This window comes from Salicibibacter halophilus (assembly GCF_006740705.1).
Classification (GTDB): domain Bacteria; phylum Bacillota; class Bacilli; order Bacillales; family Marinococcaceae; genus Salicibibacter; species Salicibibacter halophilus.
Map to the genome: position 1 here is coordinate 3,535,723 of NZ_CP035485.1, position 25,538 is coordinate 3,561,260.

Annotated in this window: 30 protein-coding genes; 17 read left to right on the plus strand and 13 right to left on the minus strand. The window is 45.2% G+C overall.

Annotated features, from left to right (window positions below):
* The first annotated feature begins 101 nt into the window (after positions 1–101).
* The 3 genes from msrA to EPH95_RS17340 all read left to right on the plus strand — a co-directional run bounded on the left by msrA (position 102) and on the right by EPH95_RS17340 (position 2,015).
* On the plus strand, positions 102–635 hold the full coding sequence (gene msrA / locus EPH95_RS17330; RefSeq protein ID WP_142091224.1) for a peptide-methionine (S)-S-oxide reductase MsrA: 534 nt from the start codon (positions 102–104) through the stop codon (positions 633–635).
* The gene (gene msrB, locus EPH95_RS17335) at positions 636–1,079 is read left to right on the plus strand and encodes a peptide-methionine (R)-S-oxide reductase MsrB (RefSeq protein WP_142091225.1); all 444 of its coding nucleotides are present in this window, start codon (positions 636–638) and stop codon (positions 1,077–1,079) included.
* Between the two features lie 66 nt (positions 1,080–1,145).
* The gene (locus tag EPH95_RS17340; RefSeq protein WP_142091226.1) at positions 1,146–2,015 is read left to right on the plus strand and encodes an alpha/beta fold hydrolase; all 870 of its coding nucleotides are present in this window, start codon (positions 1,146–1,148) and stop codon (positions 2,013–2,015) included.
* 17 nt (positions 2,016–2,032) lie between these two features.
* Here EPH95_RS17340 and EPH95_RS17345 read toward each other — a convergent pair whose 3' ends face one another.
* Complete coding sequence (locus tag EPH95_RS17345; RefSeq protein ID WP_142091227.1) at positions 2,033–2,197, minus strand: FbpB family small basic protein; 165 nt, start codon at positions 2,195–2,197, stop codon at positions 2,033–2,035.
* Between the two features lie 255 nt (positions 2,198–2,452).
* Here EPH95_RS17345 and EPH95_RS17350 point away from each other — a divergent pair, with 255 nt between their 5' ends.
* Entirely contained in the window at positions 2,453–2,854 is a 402-nt protein-coding gene (locus tag EPH95_RS17350; RefSeq protein ID WP_142091228.1) for a hypothetical protein, read from the plus strand.
* A 77-nt stretch (positions 2,855–2,931) separates the two neighbouring features.
* Complete coding sequence (locus EPH95_RS17355) at positions 2,932–3,717, plus strand: VLRF1 family aeRF1-type release factor (protein ID WP_142091229.1); 786 nt, start codon at positions 2,932–2,934, stop codon at positions 3,715–3,717.
* Positions 3,718–3,771: 54 nt separating this feature from the next.
* Here EPH95_RS17355 and EPH95_RS17360 read toward each other — a convergent pair whose 3' ends face one another.
* From EPH95_RS17360 to ligD, 3 genes are all read right to left on the minus strand, one after another.
* On the minus strand, positions 3,772–4,587 hold the full coding sequence (locus tag EPH95_RS17360) for a YihY/virulence factor BrkB family protein (protein ID WP_160141836.1): 816 nt from the start codon (positions 4,585–4,587) through the stop codon (positions 3,772–3,774).
* Positions 4,588–4,685: 98 nt separating this feature from the next.
* Positions 4,686–6,083, minus strand: a complete 1,398-nt coding sequence (locus EPH95_RS17365; RefSeq protein ID WP_160141837.1) for an MDR family MFS transporter — start codon at positions 6,081–6,083, stop codon at positions 4,686–4,688.
* Positions 6,084–6,173: 90 nt separating this feature from the next.
* Positions 6,174–7,973: a DNA ligase D gene (gene ligD / locus EPH95_RS17370; RefSeq protein WP_142091232.1), complete on the minus strand. Its 1,800-nt coding sequence runs from the start codon at positions 7,971–7,973 to the stop codon at positions 6,174–6,176.
* A 116-nt stretch (positions 7,974–8,089) separates the two neighbouring features.
* Here ligD and ku point away from each other — a divergent pair, with 116 nt between their 5' ends.
* The 3 genes from ku (at position 8,090) to EPH95_RS17385 (ending at position 10,501) form a co-directional block, all read left to right on the plus strand.
* Positions 8,090–8,926, plus strand: a complete 837-nt coding sequence (gene ku / locus EPH95_RS17375) for a non-homologous end joining protein Ku (RefSeq protein WP_142091233.1) — start codon at positions 8,090–8,092, stop codon at positions 8,924–8,926.
* 271 nt (positions 8,927–9,197) lie between these two features.
* Positions 9,198–9,584 carry an OsmC family protein gene (locus EPH95_RS17380; RefSeq protein WP_142091234.1) on the plus strand — a complete coding sequence of 129 codons (387 nt, stop codon included), beginning with the start codon at positions 9,198–9,200 and terminating at the stop codon, positions 9,582–9,584.
* 125 nt (positions 9,585–9,709) lie between these two features.
* Entirely contained in the window at positions 9,710–10,501 is a 792-nt protein-coding gene (locus tag EPH95_RS17385) for a YfkD family protein (protein WP_142091235.1), read from the plus strand.
* Positions 10,502–10,524: 23 nt separating this feature from the next.
* Here EPH95_RS17385 and yfkAB read toward each other — a convergent pair whose 3' ends face one another.
* Positions 10,525–11,643: a radical SAM/CxCxxxxC motif protein YfkAB gene (gene yfkAB / locus EPH95_RS17390; RefSeq protein WP_142091236.1), complete on the minus strand. Its 1,119-nt coding sequence runs from the start codon at positions 11,641–11,643 to the stop codon at positions 10,525–10,527.
* A gap of 166 nt (positions 11,644–11,809) precedes the next feature.
* Here yfkAB and pdaA point away from each other — a divergent pair, with 166 nt between their 5' ends.
* Complete coding sequence (gene pdaA / locus EPH95_RS17395; protein WP_227003968.1) at positions 11,810–12,604, plus strand: delta-lactam-biosynthetic de-N-acetylase; 795 nt, start codon at positions 11,810–11,812, stop codon at positions 12,602–12,604.
* On the opposite strand, the gene EPH95_RS17400 is transcribed toward pdaA, so the two are convergent.
* Positions 12,598–12,945 carry a GAF domain-containing protein gene (locus EPH95_RS17400; protein ID WP_142091237.1) on the minus strand — a complete coding sequence of 116 codons (348 nt, stop codon included), beginning with the start codon at positions 12,943–12,945 and terminating at the stop codon, positions 12,598–12,600. The genes pdaA and EPH95_RS17400 overlap by 7 nt on opposite strands.
* A gap of 188 nt (positions 12,946–13,133) precedes the next feature.
* Here EPH95_RS17400 and EPH95_RS17405 point away from each other — a divergent pair, with 188 nt between their 5' ends.
* Complete coding sequence (locus EPH95_RS17405; RefSeq protein ID WP_142091238.1) at positions 13,134–13,643, plus strand: GNAT family N-acetyltransferase; 510 nt, start codon at positions 13,134–13,136, stop codon at positions 13,641–13,643.
* Between the two features lie 89 nt (positions 13,644–13,732).
* A complete protein-coding gene (locus EPH95_RS17410) occupies positions 13,733–14,398 on the plus strand; it encodes a hypothetical protein (protein ID WP_142091239.1) in 666 nt (221 codons plus the stop codon).
* Positions 14,399–14,451: 53 nt separating this feature from the next.
* On the opposite strand, the gene EPH95_RS17415 is transcribed toward EPH95_RS17410, so the two are convergent.
* The 3 genes from EPH95_RS17415 to ectA form a co-directional block, all read right to left on the minus strand.
* On the minus strand, positions 14,452–14,838 hold the full coding sequence (locus tag EPH95_RS17415) for an ectoine synthase (RefSeq protein ID WP_142091240.1): 387 nt from the start codon (positions 14,836–14,838) through the stop codon (positions 14,452–14,454).
* A gap of 118 nt (positions 14,839–14,956) precedes the next feature.
* The gene (ectB, locus tag EPH95_RS17420) at positions 14,957–16,225 is read right to left on the minus strand and encodes a diaminobutyrate--2-oxoglutarate transaminase (RefSeq protein ID WP_142091241.1); all 1,269 of its coding nucleotides are present in this window, start codon (positions 16,223–16,225) and stop codon (positions 14,957–14,959) included.
* Positions 16,226–16,281: 56 nt separating this feature from the next.
* On the minus strand, positions 16,282–16,791 hold the full coding sequence (ectA, locus tag EPH95_RS17425) for a diaminobutyrate acetyltransferase (protein ID WP_142091242.1): 510 nt from the start codon (positions 16,789–16,791) through the stop codon (positions 16,282–16,284).
* Between the two features lie 548 nt (positions 16,792–17,339).
* Here ectA and EPH95_RS17430 point away from each other — a divergent pair.
* Positions 17,340–18,230, plus strand: a complete 891-nt coding sequence (locus EPH95_RS17430) for an AEC family transporter (RefSeq protein ID WP_142091243.1) — start codon at positions 17,340–17,342, stop codon at positions 18,228–18,230.
* A 96-nt stretch (positions 18,231–18,326) separates the two neighbouring features.
* Positions 18,327–19,709 (plus strand): Glu/Leu/Phe/Val family dehydrogenase, encoded by a 1,383-nt coding sequence (locus EPH95_RS17435; RefSeq protein WP_142091244.1) that lies wholly within the window; start codon positions 18,327–18,329, stop codon positions 19,707–19,709.
* A 91-nt stretch (positions 19,710–19,800) separates the two neighbouring features.
* Here the strand turns inward: EPH95_RS17435 and EPH95_RS17440 are convergent, their stop codons facing one another.
* Positions 19,801–20,709 (minus strand): TIGR01777 family oxidoreductase, encoded by a 909-nt coding sequence (locus tag EPH95_RS17440; protein ID WP_142091245.1) that lies wholly within the window; start codon positions 20,707–20,709, stop codon positions 19,801–19,803.
* A gap of 197 nt (positions 20,710–20,906) precedes the next feature.
* On the opposite strand from EPH95_RS17440, the gene recX reads away from it, so the two are divergent.
* Positions 20,907–21,707 (plus strand): recombination regulator RecX, encoded by an 801-nt coding sequence (gene recX, locus EPH95_RS17445; protein ID WP_227004163.1) that lies wholly within the window; start codon positions 20,907–20,909, stop codon positions 21,705–21,707.
* 6 nt (positions 21,708–21,713) lie between these two features.
* Positions 21,714–22,034: a YfhH family protein gene (locus tag EPH95_RS17450; protein WP_227003969.1), complete on the plus strand. Its 321-nt coding sequence runs from the start codon at positions 21,714–21,716 to the stop codon at positions 22,032–22,034.
* A 21-nt stretch (positions 22,035–22,055) separates the two neighbouring features.
* Here EPH95_RS17450 and EPH95_RS17455 read toward each other — a convergent pair whose 3' ends face one another.
* Entirely contained in the window at positions 22,056–23,075 is a 1,020-nt protein-coding gene (locus EPH95_RS17455) for a metal-dependent hydrolase (RefSeq protein ID WP_142091247.1), read from the minus strand.
* 121 nt (positions 23,076–23,196) lie between these two features.
* Here EPH95_RS17455 and EPH95_RS17460 point away from each other — a divergent pair, with 121 nt between their 5' ends.
* A complete protein-coding gene (locus tag EPH95_RS17460) occupies positions 23,197–23,523 on the plus strand; it encodes an MFS transporter (RefSeq protein WP_142091248.1) in 327 nt (108 codons plus the stop codon).
* Positions 23,524–23,537: 14 nt separating this feature from the next.
* A complete protein-coding gene (gene mutY / locus EPH95_RS17465) occupies positions 23,538–24,614 on the plus strand; it encodes an A/G-specific adenine glycosylase (protein ID WP_193556989.1) in 1,077 nt (358 codons plus the stop codon).
* A gap of 11 nt (positions 24,615–24,625) precedes the next feature.
* Here the strand turns inward: mutY and EPH95_RS17470 are convergent, their stop codons facing one another.
* Both EPH95_RS17470 and EPH95_RS17475 read right to left on the minus strand, forming a co-directional pair.
* On the minus strand, positions 24,626–24,967 hold the full coding sequence (locus EPH95_RS17470) for a hypothetical protein (RefSeq protein WP_142091249.1): 342 nt from the start codon (positions 24,965–24,967) through the stop codon (positions 24,626–24,628).
* Between the two features lie 148 nt (positions 24,968–25,115).
* Complete coding sequence (locus EPH95_RS17475; protein WP_142091250.1) at positions 25,116–25,430, minus strand: hypothetical protein; 315 nt, start codon at positions 25,428–25,430, stop codon at positions 25,116–25,118.
* Positions 25,431–25,538 lie beyond the last annotated feature (108 nt).

Here is a 25,538-nt window from a genome sequence, read left to right on the forward strand (position 1 = left end):
GGTTAAACCGAACGATTTAATATTTCTGCAGCCGGGCAATACGCGCTCCGCCTCCCGATGAGGCGGATTTTTTCACATGAAGAGACAGGAGATGGTATTGTATGAGTGAGTCACAAAAGTTGGCGACCTTTGCCGGGGGATGTTTCTGGTGCATGGTCGGTCCTTTTCAGGCAGAAGACGGCGTGCTTCAGGTAAAATCGGGATACACCGGAGGTCATACCGAAAATCCCACCTATGAAGAAGTCTGTACGAACCAAACCGGCCATGTGGAGGCCATTCAGTTAACGTACCAACCAAACGATGTAAGCTATCAACGATTGTTGAAGATTTTTTGGCAAAACATCGATCCTACGGATGGCGGCGGGCAATTTAACGATCGCGGAGAGTCGTATGAAACAGCTATCTTTTACCATGATGAGGAACAAAAGCAGTTAGCGGAGGAGTCACGCCAAGAGCTTGAAAAGAACGGTCCTTTTAACGCCCCGATTGTAACCCCGGTCCGGCCGGCTGCTACTTTTTACGATGCGGAAGCTTACCACCAGGATTACCATTTAAAAAACCCGTTTCACTATCAGCTCTACAACAAAGGTTCCGGAAGGGAATCGTTCATAAAAACGTATTGGGGAGATGATTAAATGAGTGAAAAACAAGTGAACGATAAAAAAGATTTGAAAGAACGATTGACGCCTCTGCAATATGAGGTGACGCAAAATGATGCCACGGAACGCCCGTTTGAAAATGAATATTGGGACCATTTCGAGGAAGGCCTATATGTGGATATCGTGTCCGGCGAGCCTTTGTTTACATCCAAAGAAAAGTTTGAGTCGAGTTGCGGGTGGCCTAGTTTCACGAACCCAATGGATGAAAAAGAGGTAGAAGAAAAATTGGATACGAGCATGGGTATGCGAAGAACTGAAGTGCGCAGCAAAGATGCCGACTCTCATTTGGGTCATGTCTTCCCTGATGGTCCCGGTGAAAACGGCCTTCGCTATTGCATTAATTCGGCAGCATTGAAGTTTATTCCGGTGCATGATTTGGAAAAAGAAGGATATGAGGGATATAAAAAGCATTTTAAATAAATGTAAAGGGGGAGGCCAGATTAATGGCCTCCCCCAACCATGGAAGACCGTTAGGAGGTGAAGGGCTTGCATCATTATTTCCGTTATTATGGATTACCCCACGATATCCATTATCGCCGCTTTCCGATGAATGTTAATGGTGATTTTGTTTTTATGCAGCGCTTCACGCCTCCCCGGCCTACGGAAGAAATTTTACTTTTGCATGGCTTTATGGAACATGTTGGATTGCTTGCTCCATTTATCCGGTCATTGACCGATCAAGGAAAAAGCGTGTCAGCAGTAGATTTTCAAGGGCACGGCCTTTCCGGAGGAGAACGGCATCGGGTGGATAGTTTTCGGGAATATGAGGCAACACTAAGAAAAGCACTGGATAAGCTGGACGAAGTGAACATTCACCCGCGTGTCATTATCGGCCACAGCACAGGCGCTGGGGTGGCAGCACATTACATACTATCGGAACGGGACTTGCATTGGCGCAAATTAATTCTCGTCGCTCCGTTGGCACGCTCTCGCGGGTGGCAGCCTGCTAAACTCGGATATTACGCCGCCAATATGTTTGTGGAGGAAATTCCGAGGCGCTACCGGGAGAATTCATCAGACCCGGCCTATGTGGAAAAACAGCGCTCCGATCCTTTGCGATCCTCGCGGATTCCACTTGCTTGGGTGCGAGCAATGTTTGAATGGGAGAGGCGCTTTCGGAAACTTCCGCCCCATTCGATAGACGTTGACATTATACAGGGAACGGATGATCGGACAGTAGCCTGGGAGCATAATTTGCGTTTTTTTAATGAAAAATTTCCAAATGCCACGATCGCGCTGATTGAAAAAGGAAAGCATCAATTGCTTAATGAAGGCGAGCCGATTCGTTCCATGGTCTATCATTTAATTCACCGAAGCATCTGCACAGCGGATCGCCCAAATATTAATTTCCCGTAACAAAAAAACAAGGCGCCTTAGGAGAGCGCCTTGTTTTTCTGATTGCTTCTTTTCTTAAGACGGCGAAGTTGCTTATCCTCCACGCGTCGTTCAATATATTCGAGCATGTCCGAATCTTGCTCTAGATCCTGTTTATTTTGATCTACTAATTCTGAAAATGAAGTACGGAATGGTCTGCGCATATGCTTGCTCTCTCTCCTTTTTTATAGTAAAGAAAACGCCATTCAAAATTCTGTTTATTTTTGTAGAAGAATGCACATTTTCTTTATTTTTATTATAACGTATGTGAACCGTAAACGCATTGATAAAATGTTACAATTTAAAGAAGAATTCATACTATTTTGCTTTATTTTGGATGTTCATGGAAAGATAATATGTCGAGATTTGTGGTAAACTACACTCAAACAAATTTTACTTGGGTTATGGAGGGAACAATTTTGGCTGGAAAAGAAACAAGATGGGCAACGTATATCACCGTGGGAAGTGTATCCGCGCTGGTGGGATTTTTGTTCTTAAATAAAAATGCCAGAAATAAAACGGCGACGTGTGTGAAAGAAGGCAAGCAATTTGTGACAGATGCCAGTGGTTTTGTCAAAGAGAATCGTGAAGAAATCAGTGAATTGCTTAAGGGCACGACAGAAAGGGTCAACGAACGCTTGCAAGTGGCCGGCGAGGACGTTGAACAAATTGTCAAACACGCTTCGCATTTGAAAGAGAGCGCTACAGACATTATGGCTACCGCCAAAGAGGCAGGCAGGGAGCTTCAACAACATCGGGAAGATTATAAAAATCAAACCGGTCCTCTGGCCCCAACACAGCTTCCGCCCAATGAAAAGTAAAAACCGATAAATGCCAGGTTTAACTCCTCCTCAGTCTGGAAATACAAACAGTAAAGACGAATAGGGGGACGAGACTAATGGCATTAGCTGAAGAATTGAAAGAAATTAAAAGTAAGCAGGACGAACTTGGCATTTTGACGATTTACTTAAACACGGACTTAAGTGAACAGGATGAATGGAAGATTCGCCTTAAAAATGGAATAAAACGCCTGGAAGAGTACGCCGAAAAAAGCGGTGAAAAGGAAGGAAAAAAAGCCGTAAAAAATCTTTTGCGTGAAGCTAATGCTTATATTTACGACCAGCAGAAAAACATGCAAAAAAGTCTCGTTCTTTTTGCTTCCGCCGATGGGGACCTTTGGACGGCAAAAATACTTCAAGTCCCCGTTGAAAGCTCATTCCAATGGGATGCAGCAGCAGACACGGCTCAGTTGGAGGAAATCCAGGAAAAGTACCCGGCTGCGGGGATCATTGTGACACAGCAGCGGGACGTCACCCTAATTGACGTTGCGCTCGGGGAAGTTCGCGATGAGAAAAAGTTCAGCTGGGATTTGGAGAAAGAAGACTGGGTGGATTACGATGACCAATCATCTCCACCGTCAGCGGCAGACACAAGCGTTGATGATTTTCAACGTCGTTTTGAAGAAAACAAGCATCGCTGGTATAAAAATCTCGCCCCTGTGTTAACGAAGGAACTGAAAAACAGAGGTTTAAACGGATCTTATTTTGTCGGGAGCAAAGAGGCGGTATCAGAGCTTACCCAGCATTTCGGCGATTCGTACATCAAAGGAAAAATCGCGAAAAACCTAGGCTCTAAACCTGCCCATGAAATCGTCGATCAAGTGTACGGATCGGATATCCGCTAAAACTTGGGAGCCCTCAATCCATGACGGCATTGAGGGCTTTTTTTTTGCAGTTTCTTAACGTTTGTCCACACGGTGTATGTCCATCATAACCGCATTCAGCTGTGCACCGAGAAGAATCATAAAGGCGGTTAGGAAAAACCAGACCATCAGCCCGATGATGGTGCCCAGACCTCCATAGATAATGGTGTAATCATTCCATTGATTAAAATAGGAAAAACCGAGCGAAGCTGCCTGCCACCCAACGGTAGCAAATAATGCGCCAGGCCATGTGTCACGCCAGCTCATACGTTGGCTCGGTACGATGATGTAAAGAATGAGCAGCACTACCCCAACAACAAGAAAACTAATCCCCCAACGGATAAACGACCAGAAGATTTGCATCGATTCTTCCAGGCCGAGGAGGGTAAAAATAAACCGGCCAATAGGTTCTCCGAAGACCGGAAATAACAACGAGACAATGACTGCCGTCAGTAACGTGAAGACGAGCACGAACCCGACGAGAACCATTCGAATGAAGGGTGGGTCGGGGAATTGATAAGCGCTGTTAACTGCCCGGATAACGGCGAAAGATCCCATTAACGTCATCCAAACGGTGACGAGTGTGCTGATGGAAAGCGTCTCCGTTCGCCTGACATCCAATACATCACTTAAATTTGCGGCAATGAAAGACAATAATTGTTCCGGCACATAAGGCTGAATGAGCACAAGAACATCATGGACACCTACTGGAAAAAAATGCAAAATGCTTAGAAGAACGATGAGCAAAGGGAACAAAGCCAACAGGAAATAGTAGGCCATCTGTGCGGCTATATCAAATAGTCTGTATTCCCAGGTTGATTGGATCATTCGCTTCACGATCTTTTTAGCCATGGGGCATCTCCTGTCCGTGCAAGGTAATCGATTCATATTATGGCAGTTTTTGGATTTTCAGGCAAATGGAAGCCAGCCTCTTCCTCGATTCACCACCGTCACCACCGTTTTCTTAGATAAAAGACGAGAATGATGGAGGCAACCAGCAAGGAGGCGACAAGCAAGTAGGAATCCTGGACAGCCCGTTCTCCAGCCACTGTCCAATCGTTTGCGGTTAAGTGAGCGCCTCTGCGATATTCAAAAAAAATCGATAAAAATACGATGCAGATGACTTTTATTAATTGCCGGGAAACGTTGTTGAACGCCGATCCGGCAGGGACATGTTCTTCTTTTAACGCGTTCAATCCCGCGGTGGACGCGGGCGTATTGATCAATCCGTTCCCGATGCCCTGGAAAATCAAGCAGACAATAAGCACCATGATGCCAACTTGCCCAATGGAAAATCCGATGGCGAATGTTGCAATGGTTGTCGTCACAACACCGAACATGATAACGATGTAAGGCCCTTTTTTATCAAGAACCCGTCCCCCGATTGTCATCGCGATGCCCATCGATATCGCCTGCGGAAAGAGGGCGAATCCGGCGTAAAGAGGCGAGTAGCCATAAATATCCTGAATAAGAATAGGGACAAGCAGCAAAACAGAAAACATGGCCATTACACTGAAACTGATGACAATTAAGCTTCCGCTGAAAACGGCATTTTTTAAAATGCGTATATTCAAGAGAGGTTCGTCGCTTCTTAACTCCTGCCAAATAAATAATAAGATCCCGGCTACGCCAGCAGCAATAATTCCATACACCCATAGGTCACCGGGATAGGACTGCAGGAAGTCGATACCAACCATGGCAGCGACGAGACCGAAACTAATGAATAGGAATCCAAGCCAATCAAAACGAAGCATGATTGGTTCTGAATCTTTTTGCAAAAAATAAACGGCAGCACCGGCAGCGATAAACGCGGTGGGAACATTGATATAAAACAGCATTTCCCAAGAAAAAAACTCTAAAAGTATGCCGCCGAGGGTTGGACCAATGGTCGGGGCCACCATGGCAGCCACTCCCCAAATGCCCAACGCGAGCCCGCGTTCATTTTTTGGAAAGTGCTTAAAGATGAGCATCATCGTAAGCGGCATGATCAAACCGCCGCCGAACCCTTGAAGCAATCGAAAGAAAATGATGCTCGTAAAATTCCATGAAAAAGGGCCGGCTAAAGAACCGGCGAAAAAAATAAACGTACCGATTAAAAAGATTTTTTTAGGGCCGAAACGTTTACTTAGATAACTCGTCAGGGGCATCACGATTGCCATTCCCAGTGCAAATGCGGTAACAATCCACTGCCCTTCAACAGCGGTAATTTGAAAAAGCTCCATGAAATACGGGAGGGCAACATTCATGAGGCTGTTGTTTAAAATAACCATAAAGCCGCCAAGCAAAGCAGCGATAAGCACGCCCCATTTACTAACACTTTTTGTATCCGGATGGTCTGTCTCTTGCATGGTAAACAGCTCCTGGCCGAAGCAAATGCTTCGATAAACGAAATATATATTAAAAAAAGACACAATGTATACTTTATATCTTAGCATAAATCAATGATGGCTGAAATCGGGGAGCTGATTTTGTGTTTCCATAAAAGTGTGGAACGGGCAGCCTTCATCCTGCAGCCGTTGTTGGACGCCACGGAGAGTGAACGCTGTCCGATTAAGACCTGAGGAGACTTCTTCCCAGAACAGAGGACAGGCAACTAGCGCTTCCTCGTTTCCCCTAAGCGAGTACGGGGCAATAATGGTCTTGCCAAATGCATGTTGGGGAATATCGATATACAGCTTTCTTCCGCGGTGTTTTTTCAATCGTTCCCGGGTGAATAAATCAGGCCGATATTGCAAGCAATAAGCCCCAATCGCTTCTGTGAACGGGTGTGTGTCTTCGTATGTGTATCGTTTTTTAATAAGGGGGAGATATACTTGCAGCCCTTTATTTCCGGAAAATTTTACAAAGCTTGTTAACCCTAGTTGGTCGAAGATTTCTTTTAAAACATTTGCGCCTTCGATCGCTAACGGAAAAGCTCCCGCATCCGGGGGATCAAGATCAAGGACAATCTCCTCAACATAACGGCTCGACGACAGCGAAAACGGAATGTGCCATTCGATCGCGAGTTGATTGGCCAGCCACAGCACGGTATCCACATGATTGGAAACGATATGCTCGGTATCTTCAAAGGCTTCAATTTCCACATAGGAAGGGGCATAATCGGGACATTGTTTTTGAAAAAACGCTTCTCCATACCGGCCGTGCGGATAACGAACGACCGTCAGCAACCGTTTGGTGAGATGGGGGAGGACATAGGGGGCGATCGCCCGGGCATAGCCGAGAAAATCGTGTTTGATAATCTTGGGGGTTTCCCATAAAGGTTTTTCGGGATGTGTGAGGGCCACCCGCTCCGGCCATTTCAGAAAGGCATTTTCCCATGTTTCCCATGTACACGTGCTGGCAGGTGTGTTGAGTTCAAACGATTGAAAGCGTGCTTCCCGAAAATCATTGCTGTAGGTCGTAAACGCGAGTCTCACAACGATGGAAGGGTCGATTTCGTGTTTGTGTGCCCGCGGATTCCATCTGCCGTTATTTTTTATGATGGCGATCAGTGTTTCTTTTTCCGTTTTTGAAAAGCCATGGGCACATTGGCCAAGGGTGATTGCTTCTTCCCCTTTAAAAACACCCACTTCAAAATAACCATTTGCAGGCGTGTAAGAAAGGATGAAGCAGCTAAGGACGTAAGGGGTTTTTATTTTTAACCAGGTTTCCGAGCGTTTGCCGATGTAGGTGTGCAGGTTTGTTTTTGCAATGATGCCCTCGCTGCGGTACAGCTTGGCTTTATATTGAATGGCTTCCGCATCCTCACACGCAGGGATCGATTGAATACGGCGTGTATCATGCGTGACCGGTTTTTTGGGCAGGTCAAAGCTTCCAAATAGACGCTGAAGCTCTTGTTTTCTTTTTAAATAAGGTTCATTTTTCATGTCGTGATCCTCGGCCACAAGAATGTCGAAAGCGAGGAAGCATACAGGGTACTTGCGGCTTGCGGCATGAATGGCAGTTTGTGAACGAAGCCGGTGCCGGCGCTTGAGTGCATGAAAATCGGCAAGCCCCGGGTTTTGAAAAAGAACGATTTCACCGTCGAGATGCACGGTTGTTTTTTCAGGAAAATACTCCTGGCAAGTGGCCACGATTTCGGGGAATTGTTTTTCCAACCGATTATGATTACGGCTGATGAGGGAGCATGTCGACCCGTCCCAAATCAGCTGTGCGCGATAGCCGTCGTATTTTAATTCATAAAGCCATTGATTTCCCTCGGGAAGTTGCTCCCGGCTGAATGCTAACATGAAAGACATGCGAACACCTCCGCTGGTAGTTTTTCTACATAGACGATTCGTTATGAAACCAAATTTTTCAACGCATGCCTGGCGCGTAAGATCTCAAACTAAAACGAAAAAGGGAGGGAAGGCTGTTGCACACAATTTGGAAAGGGAGCATTCAGTTCGGGCTTGTCTCTATCCCGGTCAAATTACACGCGGCTACCGAAAATAAATCGGTCTCGTTCAGGAACCTTCATAAGAAATGCCATACGCCGATCAAATACGAGAAGGTTTGTCCGGTTTGTGAGGAAACAGTGGAGAATGAGGATATCGTAAAAGGGCATGAGATGAATGATGGCCGATTCGTTGTTGTTAATGAGGAAGAATTGAAGGAATTAAAAGAAGCAAAAACTGAAAAAGCAGTGGAAATTCTTGATTTTATCCATATTGATGAAATCGACCCCGTTTATTTTAATCGCAGCTATTATTTGGGTCCGGATGACGGGGGATCGAAGGCGTATGCCCTCTTACGAAAAGCCCTTTCCGATACTCGAAAGGTTGGAATCGCCAAGATCATGATTCGCTCAAAAGAACAGTTGGCTGTGTTGCGGATTCGCGATGAGACATTACTGATGGAGACATTGCATTACCCCGACGAAATTCGAGCAAGTGCCGATGTGCCCAATGTACCTTCGAGTGAAAATATCGATAAAAAAGAACTTGATACGGCAGTTTTATTAATTGAACAATTAACCGCCAACTTTGAGCCGGAAAAATATGAGGATGAGTACAGGGAAAACCTGCTCGCGCTCATTGACTCAAAACAAAACGGTGAAAGCGTCGTTACCCCGGAAAAAGAAGAAAAGCCGGATAATGTGACGGATTTGATGGATGCGTTGCAAGCATCTGTCGATCGAACAAAAAAGAAATCGGGGGGAAAGAAAACAACAACAGCAAAGAAGCAAACGGCGTCCAAGAAATCGTCGTAACGATGTTTATGTACCTCACGAGTAGGGTCGGCCTTCTTTTGGGGTACGATTTCTTTTTTATTGTACCTCACGAGCAGGGCCGACCTCTTTTTGGGGTACAATTTCTTTTTTAGTGTACCTCTCGGGACGAATTGGAAACCTGGAAGGCAAACACTGGCATGGCATTGGCTGCAAATGCTGGTTTGAGGAACCACCGAACATGGATGTTTGATCCCTGCAAAAATCGCTGACCTTCTGTACAATGGGGGATAAATGGGAGGGAGATAAGTCTATGGAATTTCGGATCGCAAATGAGGAAGCCTTCACGACGGAAGCACCGTTTGGGGAATTGCTGATTTCCGGGGAGGATGAGCATGGCTTTCGCCCATATCAACTCCTCGTATCATCGATCGCTGGCTGCAGTGGAAGTGTGCTCCGGAAAATCATGCGAAAGCGCCGCGTGGAGATCGGAGATATTCGTATTAACGCGGATGTGACGAGAAACGATAAGGAACCAAAGGAGGTCAAAACGGTACACCTTCATTACACGATTGAAGCAGCAGGCGTCAAAGAAGAACTTATGGAGAAAATGCTGGATATCGCAAAAAAGAATTGCTCAATCGTTCAATCGGTAGAACCGGCGATCACCGTGACGGAGTCGTTTACATTGAACGCGTAGCAGACGGCGGGCAGTGCTTCATGTAGGAAGCACTGTTTTTTATTACTGAAATATGGATAATACCTCTCTTCTTCGATCACAATAAAAGAAACTTCGTTTAGATTTACGATCAGGGAGGCGTTTGCATGAGAGGTTTTGTATTAATAGCGTCAATGTTATTTTTAAGCTTGTCTATCGCCGTGCCGGGAAGCGTGTATGCCGATGAAGAAGAAAGTGATTCATTCTCGAAACCGGACCATGTCTATGACGTTGCCAGAGAAAACACATACAGCAATACGAGCCGTGAATTACCCGAGCTTGAACCTTCGGAATTAACGCAAGACTTGCAGGAAACAGCCGAGGCAACCATCGATAACCCGGAACTTGTTTCTTTGTTAAATGAATCAACCATCAAGGATTCGAAAATCCCCTTTGGCACGAATGCTTCCATATATTTGGGAACATGGGCGTTGAATTACGATTCAGAGCATACGGAAATGAACTGGGAGTACGAGAATATTAATACAAATGAACAGGATAATCGCGGCGGCGATACGGTCGTTTCTCTCCAGTACAAGCAGACGCAAAACAAGGAAGTCAAAGGGGAATTGAACAGTGATGTCCCCCAAATCGACGGCGTCAAAAATTTGATGCGAATGAAAGCATCGGATAAAACGTCGCTGCCGCTTTCTTTTAGTTCCACGCTTGGCCAAGGCACAGAAGTTGGACCTAACTATCAAGTGGAAGGCAAGAAACTTGGTGTATTGCACGGGTATGTGCCGGCTGTCCATGAAAAAGGAACAATCACCTACGGGGAAGTATACGTGAAAATGAAAGGAAACAAGCGCTCCCTTGAGGTGAAAAACATTGAAAAACAAGCCGTTGATGGTTGGATCCCCGTAAAAGATCATGTGACTTTAACGTATCGAAACGGGTAGAACCTTCGCGAAAGAAGCGAAGGTTAAAGGTTGCTTGATCGTGCTTGAAAGTCAGTGTTTTTATAATAGGCGTTTTTCACGAGGGCATTCGGTCCGAGGCATCGAACGGACGGGCAATGGCAATGAAGAGAATGTGCCAGCGAAGACTGTTTCCAGTTGGCGAATGCGGTCGCGAGCGATGTGTTTTGGAGGTTGCCGAGGGCAGGACCCTCCCCAAAATCGGTGACACTAATGTTGCCGCTGAAAACATCCGCATTTAATCGGCTTCGACCGTCAGGATCATTTCTTACTGTGACATTTTTGCTAGCGTATACCCGTTTTAACAACTGAAGATCTTCTTGATCCTGATTACAAGCGTAAAAAGGCAATGTCCCGAAAAGCATCCACGTATCCCGTTCACGGTGATCGAGCAAACGGTGAATACCGTCTCTGATTTCCGGTAACGTCGCGATTTCCATTTCACTTGCGAAATCACTCGGGTACATCGGATGCACCTCGTGTCGTTGACATCCCATCTCCACAATTTGATCGTGGATGGCTTCAAGGTGGGGCAACGTCCGTTTATTTACCATCGTTTCCGCCGAAACCATAATGCCTTCCCCCGTTAACGTTTTAGCGTTTTCCACCATTCGGTCAAAAAAAAGCTGTCTCTTTTCCATGGCCGGAGGGTTTGTCATATGCGCGAAACCGATAGCGGCAAAATCCTCAAAGCTGCCGTAATTATGTGTGATATGCAAGACGTCGAGATATGGAAGGATGGCTTCATATTGCTGTAAGGGCAATGTCAAATTCGAGTTGATCTGCGTGCTCGCTCCTCGTTCATACGCGTAACGAAGCAGGGGCACGACGTATTTATCCACCGATTTTTTGGAAAGCATCGGTTCCCCGCCCGTGATGCTTAAGGCACGGAGGTGCTCGACTTCATCCAGACGTTCTTTCAGCAATTCCACCGGAAGGCCATCGGAGGGCTCTCGACGGCTTAACAATGAACCGACGGCACAATGTTCGCAACGCATATTGCAAAGGGTGGTTGTCGTAAATTCAACGTTTGTTAACGTGTGTTTTCCAAATTGTTGGTAGTCATCATAGGCTTCCCACGGATCATTAGCCGGTGAAATCGCCGTGTTTGCTTTGATCGTCATAGTAACCCCCTTTTGCACTATCAGAAAGTATAAATTGCAAGAATGATGATAGCATAAGAAAAGACTTTGACCTTCGCTATAGTTGGCGAGAAGTTCAGTTTTTCTAACGTGATGCTATTCAAGCATACAAAAAATGCCGGATGAAGAAAAGGGAGGGCGAGAGAAAATGGATAGAAGGACCGGGAAAAAACGAGGCACGTGGTTGATCATGGCGCTCCTTTTATTCATGTTCGCCTGTCATTCAGCTTACGGCGAAGACGTGTACGATTGGAACTTCAAACCGGCAAAAAACAATGAACCGGCCACGACAGAACCTCATTACATCGAGATGCTCGACCGCTATGATGGTTATTTTATTGGAGATACGGATACGAAGAATATCTATCTTACGTTTGACAGCGGCTATGAGAATGGTTGCACAGACGTTATTTTGGATGTACTAAAAGAAAAGAATGTTCCTGCGGCATTTTTTGTTACCGGTTATTACTTCGAGCGTGAAGAGGATTTAATTAAAAGAATGGATGACGAAGGGCATATCGTCGGCAATCATTCCTGGAATCATCCGAGTTTTCCTGATTTAAATGATGAAGAAGTGGTGGCGGAGCTGTCAAAGGTGGAGGAGGCGTTTAAAGCGTTGACGGGGAAGGAAATGATTTACTTGCGCCCTCCCCGCGGCACATTTAATGACCGAACGATGAAAATCGCGAAAGATGAAGGTTACCATCATATTTTTTGGTCATTTGCGTATGTCGATTGGGATCCGAATGCGCAAAAAGGCAAAGCATATGCTTATGACAGGATTATGGACCGTGTTCATCCCGGTGCGGTTCTACTGCTCCATTCGGTATCGAAAGACAACGCGACAGCGCTCGGCGATGTTATTGATGGTCTGGAAGCAGAAGGATATCAATTTAAGTCTCTGGACCATCTAACCGGCCGGCGTTTTCCATTAGATCAATGAACACGGCTCCATTGTGCTATGTGGTTGGCGACTTCTTGAAGCGTTGTTAAATCCGTCACATCAAAAGCGACACTTTCTTTAGTAGCGACGACCAATTTCCCGATCTCTTCCCCGCCTTCGTTTTCACTTACGGGAAAGCTTAATGTTCCGGCATATGTATCATTGCTGTTTGAAGAGATCGATACCTCCGCTGTATCTTCTTTGAACCAGGCCGCGTAGTGGATGTAAGCCACATTGTCAACGAGGGCCTTTAGTGCCTGTTGCAAAACGGTAGAAATGTTTTTGTTCTGTGTTGTGTCGGCAATAATTCTTATGGCGGCTAGATCTGTGGAAACAGACATCTGTTCATCACTCCTAAATCAAGATTACATATATATTTTAACAAAACGAAAGCGTGCATTTAGCTAGTAAGTTTAGGAAAAGTTCCAGGCATGGAGGGCGATGGATAGCGTCCTTTAAAAAGTTTTAGCGGAAGAAATCGGAGCAATGTTAAAATGGCTGCATAACAATAGCCAAGAGGTGAATCATCATGTTTAACAGTGGCCGTTTGCATTTCCGGGAAATAAAGAAAAGTGATCGGAAAGCGTTAGAAGATTTGTATTCCGACCCCGCCGTGATGCGGTTTGCAGATGGCCCAAAAACAAAAAGTGAAACAGAGGAATGGATGGAGCAATCGCTTCGGGACTATCGAAGTTTCGGTGTCGGTTTTTGGGTTGCGGAAAAACGGGAAAACGGTGAATTTGTCGGTCAATGCGGTTTTCGTCCACAAAAAATAAATGGACGGATCCATATGGGCTTCGGTTATCTTTTAGCAAGGCCGTCATGGGGAAAGGGATACGGGAAAGAAGCAGCCTATGCTTGCAGAAATTTCGCATTTGAACAATTAGCGATTGAGGGGTTGACGTCTATCATTCATCCGTTAAATATTCCGTCCATAAAAATCGCCCGCTCTCTCGGAATGGAAAAAAAAGACTGCATCTATAAACATAGGCAGTGGATGGATGTGTATACGATTGAAAACCCAGGGGCAGAAAAGTGACATGAAACGTTCATAATTTAAGGTTTGGTAAAGCTTTTCTGTCTTGTATACTGAAAGAAAAGATTTGATACACACAGGGGGCAAAATCATTGACGCTTGTTGCACTCACTGCTTTTATCATTGCCGGTGTTATCACAGTTTTCACTGCTTTTCTTATGTTCGTTACTTGGCCGCGGCGTAAACAGAACAACTATAAACAGGTAAAATTGTTTACCGGTACTTTTTCAGCGGCCATCGTTACGCTGGGATTTTTTTTACTTTTTACAGATTCATCAACAAACAAGATTGAGGCTGATAGGTCTTATGATGTTCCGGATGCCGTGGATACAACTGAAGAAGAGGCAGGATGGCACATTACATCCGAGTTTGGCCAAGTGACATCCGACCACCAAGAAGTTATTCAAAACGTTAATTTTAGAGAAGGCGATACAGATGAACGCGCAGTATTGGAAGCTGAACTGGTAACGGAAGATAACATTACAACAGATCTAATCCGTACCTCAACGTTGAACCGTTCCGCTAAAGTTTTGCAACGTTTGTCTCAAATCGATGAAGTGGAACAGATCCATTTGGTTTGGGATATTTATGTTGAGCCTGAAACAGGTCCGGGTGAACTCGATAAGATCGTGGACATGACTGTTAACACAGAAGAATTGGAAAACGTGGAATGGAATCGCGTGGATAGCGAAGACTTAGATCAAATAGCCATAGATTACTGGGAAAAACCCGAACTTAATCCTGATGAGGATGAATAACAAATAAAGCCCCTTGGTTCCCATTCCAAGGGGCTTTGCGATTCAATAATAATTTAATCTAAATCAGCGGGATATACGCCGTTTTCATCATGGACCTCACGGCCGCTCAATGGTGGATTAAACACGCATACCATGCGTGCGTCCTTTATGCCACGCAATAAATGTTCATCGTGTTCATCGAGGGCATACAAGGTTCCGGGAGTAATTCTATACGTTTTATTGTCCTTTAACGTTTCTACTTCAGCTTCACCTTCAATACAGTAGACCGCTTCAAGGTGGTTTTGATACCAAATATGAGTTTCCGTGCCTGCCCGAATGATCGTGTCATTTACTGAATAACCCATATTGTCATCTTTCATAAGCAGGCGGCGGCTCGTCCAGTTGCCGGCGTCTACCTCTTGGTCCGATCCTTTAATATCTTCAAGATTAATGATTTTCATGATTGTTTTCCTCCGTGTTCGTGTTGTGACTGTGTTGTGTGGGAGAGGGCCAAACTACATTTGACCCTGACGATCTATCCTTTGCCGTCGCCATGCAACGGGTAAACGCACGAAAAGGTTATTCACTAACCGCGTCGCTAATGCCAAGTTCAAGACGCCGTAAACCTTCATCCAAGCCTTCGTCGTCGATAATTAGCGGCGGGAATAGTTTAAAGACTTCATCATTAGGCCCTGCGGTTTCCATAATTAGACCATTTTTATAGGAGTGCCAGGATACATTGTTTGCAAGGTCCTCCACATCCGAACGAATGCCTTGTATGAAGCCGCGGCCGCGTAAACTTCCTTTTAACGCTGGATATTTTTCAATCATCTTTTGCAGAAATGCAGTGATCTTATCTGATTTTCTAGCAATTTCTTTTTCAAAAGAAGGATCTTTCCAATATTCCAGTGCAGCAGTGGCGGTCACAAAGGCCGGGGCGTTCCCGCGGAATGTACCGTTGTGTTCGCCCGGTGCCCATTGGTCAAGTTCAGGACGGATAAGGGTAATTGCCATTGGCATTCCGTAACCGCCAATTGATTTGGACATGCAAATAATATCCGGATTGATTCCGGCAGATTCAAAACTAAAGAAGGATCCCGCGCGTCCAACCCCTGCCTGAATGTCATCGACGATCAGGAGGGCGTCAATGTCGCGGCACAAGCGCTCAATTTCCTGCAACCATTCATTGCTGGCGGCGTTAAGTCCACCTTCGCCTTGCACCGTTTCCAATATGATGGCGGCTGGTTTGTCTACGCCGCTTCCGGCTCGGTCGAGAAAGCTGCGGATGTGCTTCATTTGCGTTTCCACTGATTCATGAACGAACTTGTCATATGGCATCGTAAGTGCATTTCCGAGCGGAACACCGGCACCGGCCCTTTTAAATTCATTGGAAGTGACGGCAAGGGAGCCAAGTGTCATTCCGTGGAACCCATTCGTAAAGCTGACAATATTCGTCCGTCCCTTTACTTTGCGGGCAAGTTTCAGCGCACTTTCTACACTGTTGGTTCCGGTCGGTCCGGGAAACATTACTTTATAATCCATGTTGCGAGGTTCTAAAATCGTGGAATTAAAAGCTTCAAGAAATTCCCGACGCGCCTTGGAAGCCATATCCAAAGAATGGATGATGCCATCTTCTTTGATATATTCGATTAATTTTTCCTTCATGCGCTCATCATTATGGCCATAATTCAGAGCACCTGCTCCGGAGAAAAAGTCAATAAATTCGTTGTTTGCTTCATCCCATAGTTGGTAACCTTTCGCTTTGTGAAAAACGGTGGGGAAGCTACGGCTGTAGCTTCGCACCGCGGATTCTTTTTCTTCAAAAACTTGCATTTTGTTAGTAGTCATGGTTGCAACGTCTCCCTTCATTAAATACACGTACACGACTGGCCTGTGTCTCGGTTCTACCGAAAGATTGGACCGATTTTAAACGAAAGCTCCGGCTCGTGGTTATCCCCCGGGAACAAATCTTCGGAGAAACATTCCGACACATGACAGGCGGTTTCGTTGGTACGGGCAAGTCGCCGGAACAGTTTTTGCGAAGCGTCGTTCGACGGGGTGACGGTCGCTTCAAGGTATTTGACTTCCTGGCAAGCATTGCGCTCAATCAATTCATCAAGCATCCGAGAGGCCAACCCTCTCCCGCGCTGCGAGCTGTCTACGCCAACTTGCCACACAAATACTGTATCGTCTTTTTCAGGTAGGATGAACGCAGTAATGAAGCCAACTAGTTCCCCTTCTTCCTTGACGACCACACAAGTTTCGGAAAAGTATTCGCTCATCATTAAATACTTATACGAAGAATTAAGATCCAAACCAAGTTTTTTGGCAAGCTCCCACATTTTGCTTCCGTCTTGTACAGTCGGTTTGTCAAAAGTTAAAGATTCTTTCTGCAACATTGTAGTTGCACTCATCCTATCACACCTTTAAAATATTTACGCACCTTACTTCCAATTCCCTTAATGAGGAATATTCAAACCACTTTTTTATGGGAAAATTCAGCTGCGTATGTAGCCCATCCGGGCCATGGATATTATAATAGCATGCTTGATAAAAAATTCAAATCGCTTTAAATGTGATTAAATGCGATTTAAGCGGCTAAGAAAGAGTTGGCGTTATTTGCGCAAGGTGTTAGAGGGGATTACTAATATATTTGCCAGCTCAGCACTGCAAAGGAGGTGGACTTTCAAAATTGTTCGCTTACAAAGGGGATTCGCCTCCATCATACTTTCCGGCGCGCGTTCCTATTTTAGGCTACATACAGATTTTCTTCTGACAATCAGGAAGAAGACCTGGTACACTTATTCAATGTGCACCCTTTATGTTGTGCTGAAGAAGTTATCCTTTGTCGAATTTTCGCATCACTCCGCTGAGTGTTATTAAATGGATCTTTTTCTGCAATCTTAAACACGATCACCGGGGAAAGCTATCAGAAATCATGCACCAGGAGAGGAGAAGAAGGTTGCAAATATTTTTCGAGGTTGTTCTTCCGGTTGTGCTTGTGTTCGCACTCGGATTTTTGATTCAAAAATGGAAATCTGTAGATATCAAACCTATTTCGACGGTCGCCATTTACGTCATGACGCCTTGCTTGGTATTCGATACGCTTTATCATGCAACACTTAACATGCAGTATGCATACATGTTGATTTTTGCCATTATGCTTCTATTGATTCTCATCATTTTGAATAAGCTGGTTTCTTTTTTCTTTAAGCTTTCCCCGGAGAAGGAAACCGGGATCATTCTTTCCACCGCATTTATGAACGCGGGAAATTACGGGGCTCCGATCGTTCTCTTTGCCTTTGGGGAAGAAGGCTTTGCCTATGCCGTTACCCTTATGGTTATTCAATCCGTAATCATGAACAGTTTTGGCGTTTATTATGCTACCAAAGGCAGGGGGACAATGATTCAAGCGTTAAAGGTTGTCGTGACGATGCCGGCGACCTGGGCGCTGGCAGCAGCTTTGCTGGCGCAATTCTTGCCCGCGATGCCCGTTGCCATTACGGATGTAACTGAAATGGTCGGCATCGCCACCATTCCGACAGTCATGATTGTCCTTGGCATGCAACTGGCGCAAATCCCCCTACGTGGGTTTGAATGGAAAAAAATCAGTTATAATACTGTGATCCGTCTATTGATTTCTCCATTGATTGCCGTTGGCCTTACGAGCGTCCTTCCCATTGAACCATTGCTGGCCAATGTTCTCATTTTAACCGCTGCCATGCCTACGGCCGCCAACATCGTTATGTTTTCGGTGCAATTTAATGCCCAACCGAGGCTGGTCGCGAGTACTACACTCGTGACAACCTTAATCAGTATTCCGACGGTTACGATCTTGCTTGCGATTCTTTGACTTTTAAGGATATGTGTTTATATCGGTCATTTATGGGAATGGAAGAGTATGACCTTAAGTATGATTATAGGAACGAATGAAGGAGTGTGATGAAGGTTGAGTCGAGACGAAACAAGAAACTTAATTAAGAAGGTTGTCGATAAGTTAAAAAAGGAACCGTTTCGTAACGAATTTACAGGCAATGAGAATGGAGAAGTGTTTGATTCCGCGGCCGAGATTATAAAAACGACGGATAAAATCATAAAAAGTTACATCCGCGTCTCACGAGACAATGGAACGATCGAAAGAATCCCGGCCTACCGCGTTCAACATAATAACATTAGTGGCTTTTATAAAGGGGGGATACGTTTCAGCCCCGCTGTAAATGAAGAGGAAGTAGAAAATCTTGCCATTTTGATGACGATTAAAAACGCTCTTCATGAACTCCCTTTCGGAGGTGCCAAAGGAGGGGTGTTTGTCGATACCAGAAATTTATCTTCCCGAGAACTTAATCTAGTCAGCAAGAAATATGTCCAACGGTTAAAGCCTGATCTCGGTCCAACCAATGACATTCCCGCTCCGGATTTGGGCACAAATGAAAAAGTGATTGATTGGATGGTTGGTGAATATAAAACGATTACGCCCGGTCAATCTTATGTGAATTCCTTTACCGGAAAAAGCGCGGTGAACGGTGGCGTTGAAGGCCGCAGGGAAGCCACGGGCATTGGTACATTTTTGAGTTATTATTATTTGATGAACGAATGGTTAAAAAATGCCGAGACAACGAAGGTAACAAGGCCGAAAAGCTGGAAAAACCTAAAAACGTTAGCCGAGAGCGATCAATCAACGAAAGTTGCGGTACAAGGGTTTGGCAATGTTGGAAGCATCGCGGCAAATGAAGCAATAAAGTGTGAAGATGAACATATTGTGGTCGCCGTATCGGATGAGGATGTCACCCTTCATAACCAAAATGGCTTGGACATAGAAAGACTGTTTTCGTATAGTGAACAGCACCGGCGGTTGCCGCGTTCGGCAGGAGAATTACAGGATGCCAATGTTCAAGCGGAAATCGAGCCTCCAACGGCCGTGCTGACGAGTGAATGCGATCTCCTCATTTTGGCTGCAGTTGAAGACCAAATTACGGAAGAAAATATGAAAGACGTGTCGGCGAAGATCCTTTTGGAAGGAGCAAATGCGCCCATTAACAAGACAGCCGACGAATATTTTGAAACCAACGGAATTATGGTTATCCCGGATATTTTGGCGAATGCAGGCGGCGTGCATGTTTCTTATCTGGAGTGGATGCAGTCAAATGTTCCGAAACCGTATACGAAAGAAGACGTTATTACGGAAATGAGCGAGAAAATGATAGACGTATGCCACCGCGTTTATGACCATTATTTTTATTCCGAGAACCATGAAACGACAAGAATGTTATGCTATAAACTCGCCCTTATGAGGTTGATCACGCTTTTATATAGGCATGGAAAGTTGTATTAAAGATTTTAGAAGGTCGTGGCACGCACAAACTGGTTTGCGCAGTTTGTGCGTCTTTTAAATTCAGGGGAAACCCTTCTGTTCGATCCTCCCGTTATTCTTTTTCCAAGAGGGAAGCTAACGCTTCTTCCGCCTTTTCGTATTGAAATCGAAACCCAGATTCCAGTGTACGTTCCGGGATAACTTTTTGTCCGTCGGTCACCAGCACGCTCATTTCCCCAAGTGCTGTTCGCACCGCAAATGCAGGGGTAGGAAGCCAATGGGGGCGATTCAGCACATTGGAGATTTTTTTGCCGAAATCACGCATGCGTTCCGGATTTGGGGCAGTGACGTTATAAACGCCCTCGACGTGAGCCTGTTCCAGTGCATGGATGATAAAGGCTGCCACATCATCACGGTGGACCCAGGAATACCATTGCTTTCCATTTCCGATCGGACCTCCGACGCCCAGTTTATAAGGAAGCATCATTTTTGGAAGCGCCCCTTCGCTGTTATCGAGGATTAAACCGAATCTTCCATAAACCGTGCGCACACCCAACTCTTCCGCGGGCTGTGCTTCTTTTTCCCATATTTTGCTCACTTCCTGTAAGAAATTTTGATTTGCCGGTGCACTGTCTTCGGTGAATGCGTCCGTTTCCGATATGCCGTAGTAACCCATGGCTGACGCGCTTACGAAAACATTTGGAGGTCCGTGTTCCAAGTTTTCCATCAAGCGGATGCATTCCCTCGTCGCTTCCATTCTGCTGTTTTTAATGCGTGCTTTATGCTTTTTCGTCCATCTGCTGCTAATGGATGCGCCTGCCAAATTTACGATCGCATCTACATTTTTGAGTTCCTTTTCCGGTTTTTTATCCGAAAGCCATTCGATATATTGCAGGTTGTTTTCATTCTGTTTGTTTTGAGCATTTCTTGTTAGAATGGAGACAGAGTGGCCGAGGAAACGCAGTTTTTCAGTAAGTGCTTTCCCGACGAGGCCTGTTCCTCCTGTAATCACGATATGCATGAGGTTCACTCCTTCATCAACGATGATATATCCCGGTGGTAAGCGCCCATAAGCGGGAGCTAACGGGCGACTAACACCCCGGTTGGTTCAACTAACCATCAGAGGGAAAGCCCCTCTGATGGAAGTTTCACTTTATTGTTCTTTTCCCTATTCGTGCGATTGAAAAACAAGCAGGTGATCATATAAAAATTTCAAGGATTGCAACACAAAAAAAAGATGCACACCGTTACAATTTGTACATTAAGAATGGGCAAGGTGAGCGATTTGCCTGTGGCGTCCACGAAAGTATTTTGGTGCGTTGGGGATTGGCAAAGGACAAAGAAATCACGGCTGCCGAACTGGATGAAATCATTCAAGACGATCACGTGGAGAAGGCGAACAAAAAGGCGTTGCATTTTTTGGCAAAACGTATGCGTACGGAAGCGGAAGTCCGCGACAAGCTTCAAAACGAAGAGATTCCCATCGATCATATCGAGCCGGTCATTGAACGAATGAAGGAACGCGGGTATATCAATGATAAAGAATATGCCCATACGTATGTGCGCACCATGATGAGCACGACGGATAAAGGCCCGGGAAGCATGCGTCGATATTTGCAGGAGAAAGGTGTTAGTGATTCCTCCGTTACAGAAGCGCTGGAACAATACGATGAGGAAAAGCAAATCGATGTTATTTTAAGAGTAATCGAGAAAAAGGAGAAAACAACTTCCAAAGATAGCATGACCATGAAAAAGAAAAAGCTGACCGAGGCATTGTTGCGCAAAGGTTTTCAGCAGTCGACCATTACTGTCGCTTTCGAAGCGCACGATTTCAGCCGGGATGCAAACGATGAATGGCAAGCGTTACACTTGCAGGCGGAAAAGGCAGCGCATAAACTGGAGAGGCGATTTGAACAAGGAAAGGTAAAGCAAAAGCTAAAAGAACACCTCTACAAAAAAGGTTTTTCATTGACGATGATTGATGAATACCTTGAAACCCAAAACGAAGAAAGAAGGTAAAACAAGGTGAATCAACGTTACGGACAAATGACGAATCAAGAGCTGACTGCAGAGGTTGCACGATTAAATGAATTGTCGAAAAAAGCGGAGCAAAAAGGAATGGTAAGTGAATTTGCGGTTCATGAACGAAAAAAAGTGATCGCGGAGTCGTATTTGTTAAATCCAGATGATTTCGCCCCCGGAGAAACGTATACGATAGAGGGCGAGCCTGATGCTGAAACAAGTAAATTTGTCATCTCTTATATGAACGGCGTGTTCGCGTGGGGGCACAGAGACGGGGATGACTCGTTGTCGGCCATTCCCATCGCCCTTCTCGATAAAAAATAAACGTGAACGATAAAAAATCGTTCACGTTGCGTTCAGCAGCCGTGCTCTTTTTTTCTTTTTGGACTTTCCGGACGTTTGCAGTTTGTACTCCAATTTTTCCAGGTCGTAAATCCAACCTGTGTACGACCCTGTGATCGTTAAATCCCGGTTGAGCCGAACGACCGATATAAACGGATAGTATCCGGCGGATCGATACCGCAAATCGGTGAAAACGACATCGTAACCGAATGGGCGACCCACGATCTCCCATCGGTAGGTAGGGGAAAAGGAGAGAAACGCCGATAAGTTTTGATCTTCAAGGGCGGCCTGTATAATCGGGTCATCTGGGATCGGTTCAAATAAATAGCTTTCCAGATAGCGTATTGATTTCTTTTTCCAAGTGGCTACATGCAGGTGATCCTGAGTACGAATGACAAGGTGAAACTCGGACCATCGGTACGTTGGAGAGACGAAAACATGGGTAGCGTGCGGGTGAAGCCTGCGGGCGTGTCGAATTACCCTGTTCCGCACCTTCATTCTCCATACATAGTAAAGGGCAATGATCATGTAGATGGACAAGAACGTGTATCCAGGATCAGCGCCTGTCAACCATAAGAGCATGCCCGCGATGTGTAAAATAAAAATAAATGGATCAAAAATGTTAATGGAGCCTATTGCAATCCATTTATCTCTAAGCGGTGCCAGTGCTTTCGTTCCGTAAGCATTAAATATATCAACGAACACGTGAATCACCACAGCGAGAAACGTCCATAACCATAAATGGAACAAGCTCGCGGTCGGTATAAACAGATAGATGACGGCGGAAATGAGGATAGACCAGAGGAGAACGGCAGGAATTGAGTGGGTGGCTCCTCTATGGTTTGTAATATAGGAGGCATTATTTTTCATTTTCAGCACCGTGTCAAAATCAGGTGCTTGTGATCCAATGATAACTCCGATCGCAACGGCGTGCATGGTTGCGGCATTTTCGGCAATCACCGGGTCCAATGTGGCAAGGCCGGCGATTCCGACCCCCATAACCGCATGGGAAGCAGTGTCCATACCCGGTATTCTCCTCCTTTAGAAATTTTTCTGGTTGATCGTAACCATTAGGATAGCAGATATTTTTATTGTAGTAAACGTGCTTTAACCTATATATACCCGAAAGCAAGGAGGTACATACATGAAGGAGCAGCCTATCCAAGTTTTTATGGAATACAAGATCGTGGAAGGGAAAGAACAAGCATACCAAGCTTGGATGAACGAAATCGTGAGTGAATTAAACGACATGGGTGTGAAAAATTTTCGCTGGTTCGAAGCATTGGAGCAGCCGGGACTATATGTGGAATTATTTACGGTGCCGTCAATCGAAACGTACGAGCGCATAAAAAGCCTTCGGAGATCCAAGGAACATCCGCGCTTTGGCGAATTGGGAAACTGGGTGCACAAGCCGCTTGAGCAAATCAACTGTTGGGCATTTCGCGATCGTTCAGCGACGATTGTATCTTGAAGGAAGCGATATAAATGACTCGTTATTCACACCATTTGGAGACGTTTCCCATTGGGGAATTCTCTGGACGGATATTACAGTGGTATGAAAAAAATAAACGGCAGCTGCCATGGCGGGAAAATAAAGACCCTTATCGAATATGGGTGTCAGAGATCATGTTGCAACAGACAAAAGTGGATACCGTTAAACCTTACTTTGAAAATTTCATGAATAAATTCCCGTGCCCGGAAGCTTTAGCTGAGGCAGAAGAAGACGATGTGATGAAAGCGTGGGAAGGGTTAGGTTATTACTCACGCGCCCGTAACCTACAATCGGCAGTAAAAGAAGTGGTCCACCATTACGATGGCGAAATTCCGAAAAGCCCGGAAAATTTTGCATCGCTAAAAGGGGTCGGTCCCTATACCAAAGGGGCTGTGATGAGCATTGCCTATGATCTTGAAGAGCCGGCTGTTGACGGGAACGTTATGCGTGTGCTCGCACGTGTGTTGTTGATTGGCGATGACATTGGAAAACAACGCACACGTAAACAGGTGGAACAAGAGGTGCGCGAGCTTATGGCCGGCAATTCTCCCGCGGATTTTAACCAAGCCTTGATGGAATTGGGAGCGTTGGTTTGTACACCTAAAAACCCTGATTGTGCTGCTTGTCCGGTAAATAATACGTGCCGGGCTTATCAACGGGGGATGGTCCAGCAGCTACCGGTAAAAGCTAAAAAGAAAAAACAACAACGACGGACAATGGCGGTTGCGGTTCTCGAAAATAAGGAGGGAGAAATTCTCGTTGAACAACGACCCGACAAAGGGTTGCTTGCCGGGATGTGGCAGTTTCCGATGATAGAGGCAACGCCTGAGCTGCAACATGGAGCAATGAGTGATTATTTAAAAGAGACGCATCATGTCGACGTCGAACTGGGAGCTACGGAGCAACGGTTTGACCATGTTTTCAGCCACCTGATTTGGGACATTCGCGTGTTTCGTGCCAAAGCTGAAGTTCGGACACCGAGCCCAAGCGGCAAGTGGCTAACGAAAAAAGAAGCAAGACAGTTGGCGTTCTCCGTATCCCATCAAAAAATATGGGAGCAGCAATTGTAGACTCATCTTCTTCATTCATCGTTCGTGAGCGGGGATGAATCCATGCTGTCCATCTTTTCTTTAGTTTCTTGCGTGCCGAGCTCATAGATCGTTCTGTACACTTGATTGAGGCCGTGCTGAAACCGTTCACTGTCGGCTGTTGTGAAATTTTCATTAAAATGCCTGAAAGAAAATAAATCTGCAAGTTCCATGTCGTGTGTTTGTGCATCCAGCAGCAATTGTTGCAGATCGGAGATTTGCTCTTCTGTAGCTTCAATTTCATACTCAATAAGCTCATGGTCATTGATTTTTGACGTAGTAATGTCCTCCATGCTTGTCGGGTTTAAATTGACATAGTACGTACGTTTCGGCATTGATGATATTCCCCCTGTATGATCGATGGTAGTGGGCGGGAGGGATGCAAACAAAAGGTTCCTTCCCGCGCTTCTTTTCTTATCGTGTGGACATAAGAGGGGAATTATTGGTTGAAAAAAATGTCAAGCAATCTCCAAATTAATCAAATTAATGTTCCCGCAATTGTTCGATGAATGATCGTGTTTTCTCGGTCCCGTAATCATAGAGATAACCAAAAAGCTTTTGCATGTCTTCTCCCATCTGTTCTTTATCTCGATCGGCGGCATCTTCATTAAACGGCCGAGCAATAATTTCTTGCGGCTCCACATCCTCTTCATTAATTCTTTCCAGTAATTGTTGAATTTGTTCTTTTTCCCTTTCGGTTACCCTAATTTCATATTGGATTTTATTATCTTCTGTTCTTACTTCCGAAATCCCGGTCATCGCTTGGTCTAAAGTGATATAGAATAGCTTTCGTTCCATGATTGCCCCACTCCCTTCATTTATTTTTCCATTTCCCGTATGGGGCTTGGTATAATCCCTTTTTTTAACGATTAATGGTACAATGATTCACGGAAAGAGAGGGATGTT

Bases quoted from the DNA above. Each gene is read 5' to 3' on its own strand.
- msrA (WP_142091224.1), top strand. From the start codon at position 102: ATGAGTGAGTCACAAAAGTTGGCGACCTTTGCCGGGGGATGTTTCTGG.
- msrB (WP_142091225.1), top strand. From the start codon at position 636: ATGAGTGAAAAACAAGTGAACGATAAAAAAGATTTGAAAGAACGATTG.
- EPH95_RS17345 (WP_142091227.1), bottom strand. From the start codon at position 2,197: ATGCGCAGACCATTCCGTACTTCATTTTCAGAATTAGTAGATCAAAAT.
- EPH95_RS17355 (WP_142091229.1), top strand. From the start codon at position 2,932: ATGGCATTAGCTGAAGAATTGAAAGAAATTAAAAGTAAGCAGGACGAA.
- EPH95_RS17360 (WP_160141836.1), bottom strand. From the start codon at position 4,587: ATGGCTAAAAAGATCGTGAAGCGAATGATCCAATCAACCTGGGAATAC.
- EPH95_RS17365 (WP_160141837.1), bottom strand. From the start codon at position 6,083: ATGCAAGAGACAGACCATCCGGATACAAAAAGTGTTAGTAAATGGGGC.
- ligD (WP_142091232.1), bottom strand. From the start codon at position 7,973: ATGTCTTTCATGTTAGCATTCAGCCGGGAGCAACTTCCCGAGGGAAAT.
- EPH95_RS17380 (WP_142091234.1), top strand. From the start codon at position 9,198: ATGGAATTTCGGATCGCAAATGAGGAAGCCTTCACGACGGAAGCACCG.
- EPH95_RS17385 (WP_142091235.1), top strand. From the start codon at position 9,710: ATGAGAGGTTTTGTATTAATAGCGTCAATGTTATTTTTAAGCTTGTCT.
- yfkAB (WP_142091236.1), bottom strand. From the start codon at position 11,643: ATGACGATCAAAGCAAACACGGCGATTTCACCGGCTAATGATCCGTGG.
- pdaA (WP_227003968.1), top strand. From the start codon at position 11,810: ATGGATAGAAGGACCGGGAAAAAACGAGGCACGTGGTTGATCATGGCG.
- EPH95_RS17400 (WP_142091237.1), bottom strand. From the start codon at position 12,945: ATGTCTGTTTCCACAGATCTAGCCGCCATAAGAATTATTGCCGACACA.
- EPH95_RS17405 (WP_142091238.1), top strand. From the start codon at position 13,134: ATGTTTAACAGTGGCCGTTTGCATTTCCGGGAAATAAAGAAAAGTGAT.
- EPH95_RS17415 (WP_142091240.1), bottom strand. From the start codon at position 14,838: ATGAAAATCATTAATCTTGAAGATATTAAAGGATCGGACCAAGAGGTA.
- ectB (WP_142091241.1), bottom strand. From the start codon at position 16,225: ATGACTACTAACAAAATGCAAGTTTTTGAAGAAAAAGAATCCGCGGTG.
- ectA (WP_142091242.1), bottom strand. From the start codon at position 16,791: ATGAGTGCAACTACAATGTTGCAGAAAGAATCTTTAACTTTTGACAAA.
- EPH95_RS17440 (WP_142091245.1), bottom strand. From the start codon at position 20,709: ATGCATATCGTGATTACAGGAGGAACAGGCCTCGTCGGGAAAGCACTT.
- EPH95_RS17455 (WP_142091247.1), bottom strand. From the start codon at position 23,075: ATGGACACTGCTTCCCATGCGGTTATGGGGGTCGGAATCGCCGGCCTT.
- EPH95_RS17460 (WP_142091248.1), top strand. From the start codon at position 23,197: ATGAAGGAGCAGCCTATCCAAGTTTTTATGGAATACAAGATCGTGGAA.
- mutY (WP_193556989.1), top strand. From the start codon at position 23,538: ATGACTCGTTATTCACACCATTTGGAGACGTTTCCCATTGGGGAATTC.
- EPH95_RS17470 (WP_142091249.1), bottom strand. From the start codon at position 24,967: ATGCCGAAACGTACGTACTATGTCAATTTAAACCCGACAAGCATGGAG.
- EPH95_RS17475 (WP_142091250.1), bottom strand. From the start codon at position 25,430: ATGGAACGAAAGCTATTCTATATCACTTTAGACCAAGCGATGACCGGG.